The sequence below is a fragment of the Thalassospira sp. TSL5-1 genome (genome assembly GCF_001907695.1).
Lineage (GTDB): Bacteria > Pseudomonadota > Alphaproteobacteria > Rhodospirillales > Thalassospiraceae > Thalassospira.
This window is the reverse complement of sequence record NZ_KV880637.1, coordinates 93,641-108,006: the sequence shown is the minus strand read 5'-3', so window position 1 is coordinate 108,006 and position 14,366 is coordinate 93,641. Positions and strand designations below refer to the sequence as shown.

Annotated in this window: 16 protein-coding genes; 12 read left to right on the top strand and 4 right to left on the bottom strand. The window is 54.5% G+C overall.

Going from position 1 to position 14,366, the window contains the following annotated elements; translation table 11 throughout:
- Positions 1 to 51 precede the first annotated feature (51 nt).
- Positions 52 to 312, bottom strand: coding sequence for a nucleoside triphosphate pyrophosphohydrolase family protein (locus LF95_RS00515; protein ID WP_073954729.1), 261 nt, complete (start codon positions 310 to 312; stop codon positions 52 to 54).
- A 288-nt stretch (positions 313 to 600) separates the two neighbouring features.
- On the opposite strand from LF95_RS00515, the gene LF95_RS00510 reads away from it, so the two are divergent.
- A complete protein-coding gene (locus tag LF95_RS00510; RefSeq protein ID WP_083607434.1) occupies positions 601 to 1,401 on the top strand; it encodes a substrate-binding periplasmic protein in 801 nt (266 codons plus the stop codon).
- Positions 1,402 to 1,420: 19 nt separating this feature from the next.
- Here the strand turns inward: LF95_RS00510 and LF95_RS00505 are convergent, their stop codons facing one another.
- Positions 1,421 to 3,634, bottom strand: coding sequence for a primosomal protein N' (locus LF95_RS00505; protein WP_073953196.1), 2,214 nt, complete (start codon positions 3,632 to 3,634; stop codon positions 1,421 to 1,423).
- A 136-nt stretch (positions 3,635 to 3,770) separates the two neighbouring features.
- Here LF95_RS00505 and fsa point away from each other — a divergent pair, with 136 nt between their 5' ends.
- The 8 genes from fsa to LF95_RS00465 all read left to right on the top strand — a co-directional run bounded on the left by fsa (position 3,771) and on the right by LF95_RS00465 (position 9,706).
- A complete protein-coding gene (gene fsa, locus LF95_RS00500) occupies positions 3,771 to 4,427 on the top strand; it encodes a fructose-6-phosphate aldolase (RefSeq protein ID WP_073953195.1) in 657 nt (218 codons plus the stop codon).
- Between the two features lie 107 nt (positions 4,428 to 4,534).
- The gene (locus LF95_RS00495; protein WP_073953194.1) at positions 4,535 to 5,224 is read left to right on the top strand and encodes a DUF484 family protein; all 690 of its coding nucleotides are present in this window, start codon (positions 4,535 to 4,537) and stop codon (positions 5,222 to 5,224) included.
- On the top strand, positions 5,203 to 6,174 hold the full coding sequence (locus LF95_RS00490) for a tyrosine recombinase XerC (RefSeq protein ID WP_083607433.1): 972 nt from the start codon (positions 5,203 to 5,205) through the stop codon (positions 6,172 to 6,174). Before LF95_RS00495 ends, LF95_RS00490 begins: the two co-directional genes overlap by 22 nt.
- 100 nt (positions 6,175 to 6,274) lie before the next feature.
- Positions 6,275 to 6,568: a YrhK family protein gene (locus LF95_RS00485; protein ID WP_073953193.1), complete on the top strand. Its 294-nt coding sequence runs from the start codon at positions 6,275 to 6,277 to the stop codon at positions 6,566 to 6,568.
- Positions 6,569 to 6,747: 179 nt separating this feature from the next.
- Positions 6,748 to 7,353: a glutathione S-transferase gene (locus tag LF95_RS00480; RefSeq protein ID WP_073953192.1), complete on the top strand. Its 606-nt coding sequence runs from the start codon at positions 6,748 to 6,750 to the stop codon at positions 7,351 to 7,353.
- Positions 7,354 to 7,364: 11 nt separating this feature from the next.
- Complete coding sequence (locus LF95_RS00475; protein WP_073953191.1) at positions 7,365 to 7,820, top strand: fosfomycin resistance glutathione transferase; 456 nt, start codon at positions 7,365 to 7,367, stop codon at positions 7,818 to 7,820.
- On the top strand, positions 7,821 to 8,312 hold the full coding sequence (locus LF95_RS00470) for a class I SAM-dependent methyltransferase (protein WP_073953190.1): 492 nt from the start codon (positions 7,821 to 7,823) through the stop codon (positions 8,310 to 8,312).
- A gap of 5 nt (positions 8,313 to 8,317) precedes the next feature.
- Positions 8,318 to 9,706, top strand: coding sequence for a glutamine synthetase family protein (locus LF95_RS00465; RefSeq protein ID WP_073953189.1), 1,389 nt, complete (start codon positions 8,318 to 8,320; stop codon positions 9,704 to 9,706).
- 46 nt (positions 9,707 to 9,752) lie between these two features.
- Here LF95_RS00465 and LF95_RS23670 read toward each other — a convergent pair whose 3' ends face one another.
- Both LF95_RS23670 and LF95_RS00455 read right to left on the bottom strand, forming a co-directional pair.
- On the bottom strand, positions 9,753 to 10,040 hold the full coding sequence (locus tag LF95_RS23670) for a type II toxin-antitoxin system RelE/ParE family toxin (RefSeq protein ID WP_073953188.1): 288 nt from the start codon (positions 10,038 to 10,040) through the stop codon (positions 9,753 to 9,755).
- Positions 10,033 to 10,275: a type II toxin-antitoxin system ParD family antitoxin gene (locus tag LF95_RS00455; protein ID WP_073953187.1), complete on the bottom strand. Its 243-nt coding sequence runs from the start codon at positions 10,273 to 10,275 to the stop codon at positions 10,033 to 10,035. Before LF95_RS00455 ends, LF95_RS23670 begins: the two co-directional genes overlap by 8 nt.
- A 250-nt stretch (positions 10,276 to 10,525) precedes the next feature.
- On the opposite strand from LF95_RS00455, the gene nadA reads away from it, so the two are divergent.
- The 3 genes from nadA (at position 10,526) to LF95_RS00440 (ending at position 13,963) form a co-directional block, all read left to right on the top strand.
- On the top strand, positions 10,526 to 11,560 hold the full coding sequence (gene nadA, locus LF95_RS00450) for a quinolinate synthase NadA (RefSeq protein ID WP_215905638.1): 1,035 nt from the start codon (positions 10,526 to 10,528) through the stop codon (positions 11,558 to 11,560).
- A 118-nt stretch (positions 11,561 to 11,678) separates the two neighbouring features.
- Positions 11,679 to 12,518 carry a carboxylating nicotinate-nucleotide diphosphorylase gene (gene nadC / locus LF95_RS00445; protein ID WP_073953186.1) on the top strand — a complete coding sequence of 280 codons (840 nt, stop codon included), beginning with the start codon at positions 11,679 to 11,681 and terminating at the stop codon, positions 12,516 to 12,518.
- A gap of 710 nt (positions 12,519 to 13,228) precedes the next feature.
- Complete coding sequence (locus LF95_RS00440; RefSeq protein WP_073953185.1) at positions 13,229 to 13,963, top strand: LuxR C-terminal-related transcriptional regulator; 735 nt, start codon at positions 13,229 to 13,231, stop codon at positions 13,961 to 13,963.
- The last annotated feature ends 403 nt before the right edge of the window (positions 13,964 to 14,366 follow it).

Genomic DNA, 14,366 nt, shown 5'->3' with positions numbered 1-14,366 from the left:
TGCTCGCAGACACAATCAGATATGCGACCCGGTGCCATCGCCCTTGGCCTGTCAGACGCGCTTGCGATTGATCGCCATCTTGGCATCGGTCTGCATCAGCAAATCCAGCCCGAACTGATCAACAAGGCGATACAGCAAAATCATCACATCGGCACTTTCCCTGCCAATCTCGTCCACGTCTTGGCTCACCACCGCCGCACGCAATTCCTGCATTTCCATCATGGCGCGATCCACCAGCGCCACCGGGTCGGCCACCTGACCAAAAGTTTCCTCTGCCCATTGGCAAATGGTGGTCTGATTTTCTTGTTCCATGTTGTCTCCGTAAAACGCTCTTTCTTCGGCGGAAATCATTGCCATAGAGGCAATATGCGCCTTGTCCCCGCCCCCTTTCGCCAACCCAATCAAACCGGCCCTGGCACGGAATAACGACGCGCAATCGCACATTAATCGTCAAATTCCTTCGATTCTTAATACTTTTGCGCCTCAATTACTCTAAAAGTATAGGAGATATCCAGTTCACTACCAGTTCACTAAAAACCGGAAACGACCATTGTGATAGACGGGTTCGACGACATCACCTTACAAAGATGCGCCTTCCATATGATGGCCATGATCCTTTTGGGCTGCTTTATGTTGCTCCCGCGCGCAGGCTATGCGCATACGCTTGTTATCGAAGGCCTGACAGAACCCCCGCTCAAATGGTCCAGCTTCGGAAAACCCCAGGGCATTGACGTTGATATCCTGAGCGAAGTGCTGGGCGAAATGGGCATCAGCGACTATGTCTTTCGCTTTGTCGATAGTGGTCGGCGTTTGCTGCGCAATGCCGAAACCGGAGAATCCGACATTGTCATGAGCCTCTCGCGCAATGAAGCACGGGAGAAATATCTTTTATATCCCGAGGAGTCACATCTCTCGCTGGACTGGCGGTTTGCGGTTCGCGCCTCGGACCGGGACTATATTCATTATAAGACACTAAACGACCTCGCCCCCTACCGCATTGGGGCAGCGGCAGGATATTCCTATACGCCAGCCTTTTGGAAGTCGGGCCTCGACATCATCACTGTTGCCCGCAACGACCTTTTGATCCCGATGCTGCTGGAAAAACGGGTCGATGTGGTGCCGGTCAATTATCTGACAACCGTTTATTGTGCCTTGCAAAAGGGCCAACGCGACAAAATTGCGTTTTTAACACAGCCCTTGCGGCGCGCACCCTACTATAACCCCTTCAGCCGTGCCTCGGTTTATCCGGACAAAGGCCTGTTCCTCAAACGATATGACAACATCATCCGCAAGATGCGCGACGATGGCCGTTTGCAGGCAATCGTTGCACGTTATCTTGGGCCGGATGGCATTGACGGGGAACACGTCACCCTCGCAAGCCCTCAAACCAGCACAAGATAATGGGCAAAACGTATGACACCTACATAAAACTATAGGGATCGATATCGACCTGCACCCGCACACTGCCCGGCGTTTTTACCCGGCTGAGCCAGTCCTGGATAACCGCCTGCACCTTGACCGATTTATCGGTACGCAGCAAAAACCGCCGACGGAACCGCCCGCGCAATAACGATAGCGGTGCCGGGGCCGGTCCCAGCACAACAATGCCATCACCCCGCGGGGCCACGCGGCCAATGCGCCAGGCCGCTTCATCGACCTCGTTTTCCTTTTTCCCGGAAATAATCAATGCGGCCAGCTTCCCATGCGGCGGCATGCCGTATTTCATCCGTTCCGAGAGCTCTACCTTGTCAAAGGCATCACGGTCGCCCGCCGCAATCGCCTTAATCACCCGGTTATTCGGGTCTGCTGTTTGCAACAGCACCGTGCCGGGTCGTTCCCCCCGCCCGGCACGCCCTGCCACCTGGGTCAAAAGCTGATAACTGCGCTCTGCAGCGCGCAAATCGCCGCCCGCCAGGCCCAAATCGGCATCAATCACGCCCACCAGCGTCAGCATCGGGAAGTGATACCCCTTGGCAAGAATTTGCGTGCCAATCAGCAGGTCAACTTCATGGTTATGCACCCGGTCCACCAGGGCCGCAGCCGCCTTTGGCCCGGCAATATTGTCCGATGTTGCCACCTCGACTTTCAAATCCGGGAAGGTCTGGATTGCTTCTTCATACAGGCGTTCCACCCCCGGGCCACAGGGGGCCAGTTTTTCCTCTGCCCCGCAGGCCGGGCAGGCATCGGGAATTTTGGCCGAATAACCACAATGATGGCACTGCAACTTGCCCCAGGCGCGATGCTCCACCAGCCAGGCCGTGCAGTTGGGGCACTGAAAACGATGACCACAGGCGCGGCACAGGGTTAACGGCGCATAGCCCCGCCGGTTCAAAAACAGCATCGCCTGTTCACCGGCTTCAAAGGTTTCCACCAGTCTTTGTTTCAGGGTCGGGGTGATCCAGCGTTGTCGTTCGGGCTTATCCACGCGGATATCGACAATCTCGACACGGGGCAGCACGGCCACCCCGTGGCGCTGGCCCAGCACCACGCGTTCATACCGGCCTGCCTCGACATTTGCCAGTGTTTCAAGCGAGGGCGTGGCCGAAGCCAGCATCACCGGGAATTTGCCCAAATGCCCGCGCGCCACCGCCATATCGCGGGCATGATAAATCACGCCATCTTCCTGCTTGAAGGCATGTTCGTGTTCTTCATCGACCACTATCAGGCCAAGCTTGCGATAAGGCAAAAACAGCGCCGATCGCGCGCCAACCACCAGCCGCGCAGAACCATCAGCCACCGCCCGCCAGGTTTCGCGCCGTCGCGCCTGCCCAACCTCGGAATGCCAAAGGGCCGGTTCCACGCCAAACCGGTCGCGAAACCGCTGCAACCACTGGGCCGACAGGGCAATTTCGGGCAGCAGCACCATAACCTGCTGGCCCAGGGCCAGGGCGGCGCGCACGGCTTCAAAATACACCTCGGTCTTGCCCGACCCGGTCACACCGTCAATCAAAATGGTTGAAAATCCGCCCGCGTCGACCTTGTCACATAAAAAATCGGCCGCCTTTTCCTGATCTTCCGACAGGTTCGGGCGGGGAATGGATAAATCCGGCAGGGCAAAGGGCGATGGCGGGGCAACCTGTTCGCGCCGCACCACGCCTGCCTCGACCAGCCCCTTAAGCACGCTGGCAGTGGTGCCGGTTTCCTGCAAGATATCGGCCTGTTCCAGCGACGGGTGATCGGCCAGCAGCGATAAAATGCGTTTGCGGGCCGGGGTCATACGGATATGGGCCTGCGACTCGACCGCGCCATGCGCCAGACCAAAGCGAAAAACCGGCTTTGGTGCGTCGAGTGCGTCACTCACACTCATCGCCATGCGCAAAACGGCCCCTTGCGGGCTGAGGGTATAGGCTGATACCCAATCGATGAAGCGACGCGTTACCGCGGGCATCGGGGCGGCAGGCAGCACCCCGTAAATATCGCGCAGTTTGGCCGGGTCCACCTCGCCTGTGGCATCACCCCAGACAACACCACGCTGGGTTTGACGTCCCAGGGGAATTTCGACAAAATCGCCCGGCGCAACATCCAGGCCTTCGGGAACGACATAGTCATAAGGCCCCGCCAATGGCAGGGGCGGCAGCACGGACACCGTGCGACGTTCAAACAGATTTCCCGTTATGGCCTTTGCGGCGCACATATATTATAAACCCCGTCACGATAGGCTGGCGTGATCCGAACCGCACAAGGTCCGGTTTAGCCGGTAAAATACGGTCCCACAGCCAATAGCAGTAATCTGCATCCTCGAACAACGGTCTTCATCAGCAGGAATTATAATGAAGTTCTTCATCGACACCGCCGACATCGACGCCATTCGCGAACTTGCCAAATCTGGCCTGGTAGACGGCGTCACCACCAATCCGTCGCTGGTTGCCAAGGCTGGCCGCCCGTTTATCGACCTGATCAAGGAAATTTGCGACGTTGTTGATGGCCCGGTCAGCGCCGAAGTCGCCGCGACCGACTATGACACCATCATCGCCGAAGGCCGCAAGCTGGCCGCAATTGCCGACAATGTCGTCGTCAAACTGCCGCTGACCCCGGACGGGCTGAAAGCCTGCCGCACCTTCACCGACGAAGGCATTAAAACCAACGTCACGCTATGCTTCTCGGTTGGTCAGGCCATTCTGGCTGCCAAGGCCGGTGCAACCTACGTTTCGCCGTTCGTTGGCCGTCTGGACGACATTTCCAGCGATGGCATGCAGCTGATCGCCGACATTTGCGAAGTTTACAACAACTACCCGAACTGGGAAACCGAAGTGCTGGTCGCATCCGCACGCGGCCCGCAGCATGTTGTCGATTCGGCCCGTCTGGGTGCAGATGTCGTCACCATTCCGCCGCAGGTTCTGGGTCAGTTGTTCAAACACCCGCTGACCGACAAGGGCCTCGAAGCCTTCCTGGCCGACTGGGAAAAAACCGGTCAGTCGATCCTGTAAGGATTGAACGGCGGACAATTTTTAAGCCGCCTTTAATCAGCATTTAACCCGGTTGCCCGCATTGTGGCAGCCGGGTTTTTTAATATGACAACAAACTGCCGGGACACATGGAAAAAACTGCTTTGCGCGCAGAAGATATCGCCGAATATCTTGCAGAAAATCCTGACTTTTTCAAACACCGCCACGAACTTCTCGACAGTCTGGAAATGCCGGTGCGCCATCATGGGTCCGGTGTCGCCGACATGCAGCAATATATTGTTGAACGCCTGCGCGCCGAAAGCGACCGGCTGCGCGGTGCCACCAGCGAGCTGATCAATATCTCCAAATCCAACCTCGAAACCCAGCAGCGCATTCACCGGGCGGTTCTGGCCCTGCTCAATGCACGCGGGTTTGAAACCTTTGTCGAGGCCCTGCAGGATCTGGTGCCGCAACTTCTGGATCTGGACTGCATTTCCATCTGTTTTGAAGAACATCCCGATAACCCGGTACCGCGCTGTGGCGGGCGGGTGCGCCGCCTGACACAGGGTGCCGTTGACCAGGTGCTGGGCGAAGATCACGATGTCTGGCTGGTGCCCGAACATGCGGGCGACGAGGCCATTTTTGGCCCCAAGGCCGATATTGTCAATTCCGCCGCCCTTGTTCGCCTGGCCCCGTTTTACGACGATCCGGTCGGGCTGGTGGCCTTTGGGGTTGCCGAACCCGGCTATTTCAGCCCGGCACAGGGGGCGGATCTGATCCTGTTTCTGTCATCCGTTATTGAATTTGGTGTGCGCCGATGGCTGACCAACCCGGCCTGAAAGACAAACCCTCAAGCGCGCTAACCGCCCTGACGCTGCCCACCGATACCCGGCAAACCGTGGATGCCTGGCTGCAATGGCTGCGCAGTGAAAGGCGGGCCTCCCATCACACCACCGAAAACTATCTGGTCGATCTGTATGCGTTTTTCGCCTTTATCGACCAGCATCGCGGCGGTGCGCCCACACTGGAAACGCTATTATCCCTCACCCCGCGCGATTTCCGAAGCTGGCTTGCGCACCGCAATGCCGCGGATATGGCAAAATCATCCACCGCACGCGCCCTTTCAACACTGCGCAATTTCTATCGTTTTCTCGACCGCACCGGGCGGGGGCAAAATGCCGCCATCACCACCATCCGCAATCCAAGGCAGGCACAATCGGTTCCCAAACCGCTAACCCCCGAAGATGCAATGGCCGTGATCGACAATGCCGGAGCCTTTCAGGACGACCCGTGGCTGGCAAAGCGCAACCTGGCCCTGTTTACCCTGCTTTATGGCTGTGGCCTGCGTATTGCCGAGGCCTTAAGCCTTAATTACGACCAGCGCCCGCAAGGCTCATCGCTGGTCATTACCGGCAAAGGCAACAAACAACGCCTGGTGCCGGTGTTACCCGTCGTGATCGAGGCGATTGACGACTACCTTACTGCCTGCCCCTACACCCAAACCGGCCATGATCCGCTGTTTTTGGGCGCACGGGGCAAACGCCTGATTGCCCAGGTCGCCCAGCGCGAAATGCGCCGCATCCGTGCGTTGCTCAATCTGCCGGAAACGGCAACGCCGCACGCCATGCGCCACAGCTTTGCCACCCACCTTCTGGCAGGCGGCGGTGATTTACGCACCATTCAGGACCTTTTGGGCCATGTTTCGCTGTCCACGACCCAGCGTTACACCTCGGTCGATAGCGAACGCCTGATGGCAGTTTATCGGGGTGCCCATCCCCGTGCGCGATGAAATCTGGCAACAAAGGACATAAAATCAACAGTTTGCCGAAACAATTCTGCCTCAATTGCGTTCAATTCCTGTGAAGCCCCCTCTTTGCAGGAGATCCCGCATGAAACTGTTCCGTGCCCGTCGGTTCGACCAGACGCCGCGCCACCGTGAAGTCTACAGCATATACGAGCTGATCTATTCAGCGGTTGACCTACTGGCCGCCATTGCCTTTATCGTTGGTTCGATCCTTTTCTTTTACAAATCCCTGATGGAAGCAGGGACATGGCTGTTTTTGGTGGGGAGCGTTTTTTTTGCCCTGCGTCCCAGCGTGCGCATGCTGCGCGAATTGCACCTTGCTGCCCTGTCGCGCAATGAAGCCGAAAACCCCGAAGCCGAACGCAGTTATTCGTCCTGATGCGTGAAACCGCGTTTTGTCTGGGGGCCCCAACGGCTTCAATTGCTTAGAGCAAAACCCTGCCCGATTTACCACAAGCCCGACAATCACGGGCCGGAGCGGAAATTTGGTTTCCATCAAGCCGCTTTTTCCCCTTACACTGCGCCAATAATCTTTGTTGGCACAGAAAGGCCCGCCCCATGATCGTTCGTTCTTCCGCTGCCTCTCCCTTTGGGCGCAAAGTCAAAATTACGGCAAAATATCTTGGCATTTACGACCAGCTTACCGTCGAAGCTGCCGATACCCAAAACCCGGAAGATACCCTTCGCCAGCAAAACCCGCTGGGTAAAATTCCCATCCTGATCCTGGATGATGGCCGCAAAATCTATGATTCGCGCGTGATCTGCGAATATCTGGACTCCCTTGCCGATGGCAAAACCCTGCATCCGACCGAAAGCGATGCCCGCTGGCAGGCGCTGACCCTTCAGGCGCTAGCGGATGGCATTGTCGATGCGTCAATCCTGCAGGTTTACGAAACCCGGATGCGCCCGGAAGAAAAACGCCATCAGGAATGGCTGACCTATCAATCCGAAAAAGTGCGCCGTGCGCTTGATGAACTGGCTGCCAATCCGCCGTCACTGTCTGATGATCTTACCATTGGTCATGTCGCTACGGCCTGTGCGCTGGGCTATCTTGACCTGCGCTTTGATGGCGCATGGCGGGCAAAATATCCGGTTTTGCAAGGCTGGCTGGATGATTTCCGCAAGCTTGTTCCGGCCTTTGACGCCACCGACCCGCTGGCCTGAACGCCCAAACCGTGATCAGGGGGCTCAATCATATCACCTTTGCCACCCGCGACCTTGCGGGAAGCTTTGCCTTTTATACCGGCGTTCTGGGGGCACGTCCCCTGGCACGCTGGGACGAAGGGGCTTATCTGTTGCTAGGCGATGTATGGTTATGTCTTAGCCTTGATCCTCAATCCTTGCCACCCGCCACCAGCTATACCCATCTTGCCTTTGATGTTGACCCGGCCGACTTTGCCGCCATGCGCCAGAAACTGCACGATGCCGGTGCCCGGGAATGGAAAACAAACCGCAGCGAAGGGGCGTCTGTCTATTTTCTGGACCCGGATGGCCATCGCCTTGAACTTCATGAAGGAAACTGGCAGTCCCGGCTGGATCATTACCGGCAGAATCCACCGCCGGGCATGGTGTTTTACGACACTGTCGAAACACCCATCGTCCCGGATGCCTCGCCCCAAACGGAGAAATAAATGTCCCGCCTTAACAGTGTTATTCGCCGCCTTCAGGCCCAGCGCGACTGCCTGAATGCCTCTGCCGTCATGATCCAGGATCTGGATGGTCTTGTACTTGAAATCGGCCTTGGCAATGGCCGCACCTTTGATCACTTGCGCGAAATTATGCCGGACCGGGAAATTTATGTTTTTGACCGGCAGATTAACGCCCATCCCAAATGTATCCCCGGTGATAATCACCTGTTTCTAGGCGATATTTTTGAAACCCTGCCGCAGGCTGTCGAACAGTTTAAAGGCCGTGTTGCCCTGGTTCATTCCGATGTTGGCACCGGGGACGAGGCGCTGAACGCCAAAATCGCGTCCTTCATCGGCAAAACGCTGCCGCCTGCCCTGATGAAAGGGGCGATTGTCGCATCCGACCAGAAAATTGACGTGCCCGGCACCATCGCCGAACCCCTGCCCGAAGGTGTGCCGCAGGACCGTTATTTCTTCCGGCGTTATCAGGGATAAAGACCATGTCACGAAACACGCAAATTGCCCCAACTGGTGCCGACCTTGCCGAGGCACAGGCATTCCTTAAAAAATATCCCGACCTTCAGGCAATCGACGTGTTTCTGACCGACTGCCACGGCATTGGCCGAGGCAAAACCGTGCGTCGCCATGAACTTGAAGGGATTTACACATCGGGCCGCGCCCTGCCCCTGTCACTTTTCGGGCAGGATGTGCGCGGTGTGGATGTCGATGGCTCAGGTCTGGTGATGACGGCGGGGGGCGGCGATAAACGCTGCTGGCCCATTCCCGGCACGCTGGGCTATCTGCCCCATACCAAACGGGGGCAATTGCTGATTACCATGTTCAACGACGATGGCACCCCGGTTGACGGCGAACCGCGCCCGGCCCTGCTGCGACAAATCAACCGGGCCAAGGCAATGGGCCTAAACCCGATGGGCGCGTTTGAGCTGGAATTCTATCTGGTTGATCCCAATCCAACACCCGACGGGCGCTATCTTCCCGCCCCCTATGCCCTAACCAAACGCCAAAGTCTGTTGCGCAACACCATGTCGGTCGATGAGCTTGATGAAATGTCGCCGCTGTTTGATGCGATCTATGACGGGGCCGCGCATCTGGGCATCACGCTGGAAACCGTGATTTCCGAATATGGCCCCGGCCAGTATGAAATGACCATTCGTTATCGTGACCTGTTGCACGCTGCCGACGATGTCATTATTGCCAAACGCCTGATCCGCACCTGCGCCCGGCGTTTTGGCATGGAAGCCTGCTTCATGCCAAAACCCTTTGGCACGGAGCCGGGATCGGGCATGCACCTGCATCTGTCGATGGCTGATGAAAATGGCAGCAACCTGTTTGCCGATCAACCCGATGACAGCTTAAGCCCCATGATGCTCAACGCCATTGGCGGCCTGCGCCAAACGGTGGGCGATACCATGCTGGTTCTGGCCCCGTTCCTGAATAGCTGGCGGCGTTTTGCCTCCACGGTTTATTCCCCGGCGTCTGATGACTGGGGGGTGGAAAACCGCAATGTCGCCATTCGCGTGCCCGGCCAGCCCGGCAAAACCCGCCATTTTGAACATCGCGTCGCGGGCGTGGATGCCAACCCCTATATGGTCGCGACCGTAACGCTTGCTGCCGCACTGGATGGTATTGAAAACAAAACCGACCCCGGCGCGCCCTGCCAGGTTGAAATGGATGCGCAAAAGGTCCCGTCCAACCTGCCAAGAAGCTGGCTGGAGGCCATTGACCGCTTTGATCAATCCGCCTTTGCCCGCAATGCGCTAGGCGATTGCCTGCATACCGCCTTTGCCGCCATCAAACGCGCCGAATATGAACAGATGATCCAGGAAGTCAGCCGCGCGGAATGGGATATTTATGGGTTTACGGTTTGATCTTAAACCCAAAACTCTAAACCCTGACCGCAAACCGCTTTCACATTTACAACAAGGACGGATCAACGTCCATGTGCTGGTGAAGGATCCTTACAACGAAGATGCCATCCCTGGTTTTACGATAATAAACGGTGTGATGTTTATGAGGATGACGGCGCAATCCGACAGAAATGTCGGCAAGTTCAGCTCCGATATGCGGCGATTTTGACAACAGAGCAAAAATGTTCTCAAGATCATCAACATACCTATCTGCCTGGGGCATACCAAAATTAAGCAAAGTATATTCAAAGATCGCTCTGAAATCGTCGACGGCCAGAGCCGATAATCTATACATCGTGCTTCTGTTTCACCTGTGCGGCAATATCACGCAACGACAAATCGCTTTCACCACTCTTGTCGCCGGCCTCAATCGCGCTTCTTAAAGACTGCATCTGTTTTTCACGACGTTCGAGCAATCGCAAAGCAGAACGCACAACCTCACTGGTCGAGCCATAACGCCCGGACTGGATCAGCTCCCCCACAAATTCGTCAAGTTGCGATCCAATTGTCACGCTTGTTGTCCGTGGCATGATGCAAACTCCTGTATTAATAATTAACACAATCATAAGGAAAAAACCGGTCAGATGAAAGATTTATCAGATACAAGATTACCTGATTGTCTTGGCGAATTCCCAATAGGGCCAGATCCTCTATAATTCCCCCATTCCCTTGCCATCGCGGCCCAATAACGATATTCAGGTTCTCAAACAGTCATCAACTTGCAATATCCGGTCCCGTTGCTTACCTCCGGATTGCAACAAGGCGAGATGAGACAACGCCATGAACCAGATTACCACCATTGCCGAGGCAAATGCCGGTGCAATGTCTGAAACCCAGATTGATCCGACGCTGGATCTTGAGGCCGAAATCAAACGCCTCAAGAAAGAGAAGAACGCGATCATTTTGGCCCATTATTATCAGGATGGCGAAATTCAGGATTTGGCCGACTTTGTTGGCGATTCCCTGGACCTGTCGCGCAAGGCGGCGGCAACCGATGCCGATGTCATTGTGTTTTGCGGGGTGCGTTTCATGGCCGAAGTCGCCAAGATTCTCAGCCCGGAAAAGACCGTTCTGTTGCCCGATTCAAAGGCAGGATGCTCGCTTGAGGATTCCTGCCAGCCAGAGGCCTTTCGCAAATTCCGCGAACAGCACCCGGACCATGTGTCGATCACCTATATCAATTGCTCGGCTGAGGTAAAAGCCGCGTCCGATATTATCGTCACCTCGTCAAATGCGGCTGAAATTATCGACCAGATCCCACTGGACCAACCGATTTTGTGGGCCCCGGACCGCCATCTGGGCAGCTATCTTGCCAAGAAAACCGGCCGTGATATGGTTTTGTGGCAGGGATCCTGCATCGTACATGAACAGTTTTCAGAACGCGAACTGATCCGCCTGAAAACCCAGCATCCCGATGCCAAAATTGCCGCCCACCCGGAATGCCATGACGGCATCCTGCGCCATGCTGATCAGATCGGCTCCACCCGCGCCATTCTGGAATATGTGATTGATGGTCCCGACCAGAAATATCTGATCGCCACCGAACCCCACATCATCCACCAGATGGAAAAGGCAGCCCCGCACAAAACCTTCATCCCGGTTCCCGGGGCAGATGGTAGCTGTGCGTGCAATAACTGCCCATTCATGGAACTGAACACGCTTGAAAAGCTGTATCTGTGCCTGGTCAATAATGGCCCGCAAATCGTCATGCCCGAAGATTTGCGCCTTCAGGCCGTTAAACCGCTGGAACGGATGCTGGAATTGTCAAAAGGTATTCCGCTGAAAAAAGAGGCTGCAGCCGAACCCGCTGTTTGAGCCAGAAGATTCAGGCTCTGCATATCCTGCAGGGCCTGTTTTTTCGCAGCACGGCACACACCGCATCCAGTCATACTACCTTGCATGATCCCTGTCTGATCCAAAATACGGCGCCCCCATGACCGACCTGACCCAAAGCGAAATTTCCGAGTTTATCGACCGTGCCTTTGCCGAGGATATCGGCACAGGTGACATCACATCAGACAATGTCGTTCCCAAAGAGGCCCGCCTGCGCGTTGCCCTTGAAACCCGGGAAAGCATTGTGGTTGCGGGGCTTGATATTGCGCTGGAATGTTTTCGCAAGATGGTGCCCGATGCCAAAATCGACAAAAAATGTAATGACGGTGATACGCTGAACCCCAAATCGATCCTTGCCGTGATCGAAGGTCCGGCGCGCGGTATACTGACTGCCGAACGCACCGCCCTTAATACCCTTCAGCATCTTTCGGGCATTGCCACCACCACCTGCGCCTATGTGCAGGCAATGGGCAAAACATCGGCCAAGCTGCTTGATACCCGCAAAACCCTGCCGGGCTGGCGTAAAATGGAAAAATACGCCACCCGCATGGGCGGCGCGCAAAACCACCGCATGGGCCTTTATGATGGCGTGATGATCAAGGACAACCATATTGGCGTGGTTGGTTCGATCACCAAATGCGTGGAAATGGCAAAGGCTGCCAACCTACCAACAATCGAGGTGGAATGCGACACCCTCGATCAGGTGCGCGAAGCTGTCGATGCCGGGGCGGATATCATCCTGCTGGATAATATGGGCCCGGATATGCTGCGCAAGGCGGTTGCCATTGTCGATGGCCGCAGCAAAACCGAGGCATCCGGCGGTGTTCGGCTGGATACCATCGCCGATATTGCCGCAACCGGCGTGGATTATGTTTCCGTCGGACGTATTACTCAAAGTGCCCCGGCAGTTGATATTGGCCTGGACGTCGCCATTATCTAAACCATTCCTGACCAAAAACGGTAAAGCATTTCTCCAAAGCCCTGTCTGAGCGGAAAAATTTTGGGTCAACTCCCCAAAACCTGCCTCAGCGGGGCTAATACTTATGCGTTGATAGCCCTACCTATTTTGATCCAAAACCGGAAGAATCGGCGCTCTTTGCGGCTAACCACACGAAAACATCCGGCCAGATGACGTCTCTTTAGGGTAGGTTTAAATTCACCTTAAGTACAGCAATGGGACGCAATCAGTATATCACCAGGAATATTCCAACCTCTCGGTATAGGGCTGAAAATAATACTGAAACAAAGACTTAAAATCGCAATATTCCATTCCAGCACCCCATTAAATACATGAAGTTAAATGAAATTTAACAGAATCCGGCAAAAGAAACTAAAAAGCGCCGATTCTAAACGAATGCAAACTGCACTCATTTATTTAGAAAAACTAATGTATTTTTTAAACACACAAAAAACATATCCTTACGTATATGCCTGAAATAAAGAAAAAAAAGACTCATGCTCTCTACCCACAATGGGGCAAACTCGGCACGCTTTAACTCCCTATAGTTATGGATCGATCACAAGTCACCGCATAACCTATCAAGGCGAAAAGGGTAGCGAACTCTCAACAAGACTAGCTCCCAAAATAAAAAAAGAAGCACGGATCACTCTAACAAGGAACGAAGCACTTACTATTACTTTGGGGGAACCATGACGTTAATGGAAGAAGGCAACATTCAATATATTGCCATTGTGCATCCCATCAAGCTGATGCGACATGCACTACAAAAAGTTCTTGCGGATTTCCAGGACATCTTCGTAACTGATGCAATGTCTCTTGATGAGCTTTGCAAACGTGTTCCAAAAAACGACCGAATAGATCTAATTCTGTTCAACGTTGATGATATCAAACAGGATACAATAAAACTTGCATCCTTGCGTGCCCGCTATCCAAAAACCAAAATTCTCGCCCTGTCGCGTCGTTATGAACTCGAAGAGCTATTTGCTTTATTCGAGCTGAATATTGACGGCGCGTTACTTGACGATGTTTCACAACGAACGCTGAAACTGGCCTTCCGCCTGCTTGAAGAAGGCCAAAAGCTGTTTCCATCTAATATGGCGCAAATCCTGCTTTCGCGCATTCATTCACCTTGCGCCGCCACGTCACCGGACCTGAATGACGAAGATGTCAATCTGTCACAGCGTGAACAGCAAATTTTGTATTGCCTGGAACATGGCGAGTCCAACAAGGCCATCGCCAATGAACTCGATATCAGCGAAGCAACGGTCAAAGTACATGTCAAAAGCATTCTGAGAAAAATCGGCGTTTCCAACAGGACCCAGGCGGCCATCTGGTCTCTACGTCAAAGGGCAAATCTTTCAGGGCAGCCTTTTTTCATCATGCAAGACAAGCCTCCGCACCGCTGTAACCAGCTTACCGCTTGACGGCGCAGGCACAATTCCATGTTGTAAAACCACCGTTGGAAAAAATGAAGGTGCAGCCTTCTACCGTCAGCACGGCCCGGTTCGCCGCCCGTAAACCACATGGAAGACGGTTTTTACAGTCCTCACTGTCTGGAATCATGTCCTCTGTCGCATCAGTGCGTCACACACTGGCACACTGATGCCGCAATGACCTCATTTTACCAGCGCCTTTGAAAATCAAGCTCATTGCTTCCGCACCGAAAATTTTCTCCGCTAACGTTGCGGAGGAATACACGCTTCTTGTTCTAAACAACCGGATTCATAGAAAAGAAAAACCACAACCCAAAATATCATGACAAAACGCCCTAAATATTACCCACAATAGATAGTCAAAAAGAAAATATAACCCTACAGGAGAATGGAT

Coding starts and splice junctions, on each gene's coding strand:
- LF95_RS00515 (WP_073954729.1), bottom strand. CDS start 312: ATGGAACAAGAAAATCAGACCACCATTTGCCAATGGGCAGAGGAAACT.
- LF95_RS00510 (WP_083607434.1), top strand. CDS start 601: ATGATGGCCATGATCCTTTTGGGCTGCTTTATGTTGCTCCCGCGCGCA.
- LF95_RS00505 (WP_073953196.1), bottom strand. CDS start 3,634: ATGTGCGCCGCAAAGGCCATAACGGGAAATCTGTTTGAACGTCGCACG.
- fsa (WP_073953195.1), top strand. CDS start 3,771: ATGAAGTTCTTCATCGACACCGCCGACATCGACGCCATTCGCGAACTT.
- LF95_RS00495 (WP_073953194.1), top strand. CDS start 4,535: ATGGAAAAAACTGCTTTGCGCGCAGAAGATATCGCCGAATATCTTGCA.
- LF95_RS00490 (WP_083607433.1), top strand. CDS start 5,203: ATGGCTGACCAACCCGGCCTGAAAGACAAACCCTCAAGCGCGCTAACC.
- LF95_RS00485 (WP_073953193.1), top strand. CDS start 6,275: ATGAAACTGTTCCGTGCCCGTCGGTTCGACCAGACGCCGCGCCACCGT.
- LF95_RS00480 (WP_073953192.1), top strand. CDS start 6,748: ATGATCGTTCGTTCTTCCGCTGCCTCTCCCTTTGGGCGCAAAGTCAAA.
- LF95_RS00470 (WP_073953190.1), top strand. CDS start 7,821: ATGTCCCGCCTTAACAGTGTTATTCGCCGCCTTCAGGCCCAGCGCGAC.
- LF95_RS00465 (WP_073953189.1), top strand. CDS start 8,318: ATGTCACGAAACACGCAAATTGCCCCAACTGGTGCCGACCTTGCCGAG.
- LF95_RS23670 (WP_073953188.1), bottom strand. CDS start 10,040: ATGTATAGATTATCGGCTCTGGCCGTCGACGATTTCAGAGCGATCTTT.
- LF95_RS00455 (WP_073953187.1), bottom strand. CDS start 10,275: ATGCCACGGACAACAAGCGTGACAATTGGATCGCAACTTGACGAATTT.
- nadA (WP_215905638.1), top strand. CDS start 10,526: ATGAACCAGATTACCACCATTGCCGAGGCAAATGCCGGTGCAATGTCT.
- nadC (WP_073953186.1), top strand. CDS start 11,679: ATGACCGACCTGACCCAAAGCGAAATTTCCGAGTTTATCGACCGTGCC.
- LF95_RS00440 (WP_073953185.1), top strand. CDS start 13,229: ATGACGTTAATGGAAGAAGGCAACATTCAATATATTGCCATTGTGCAT.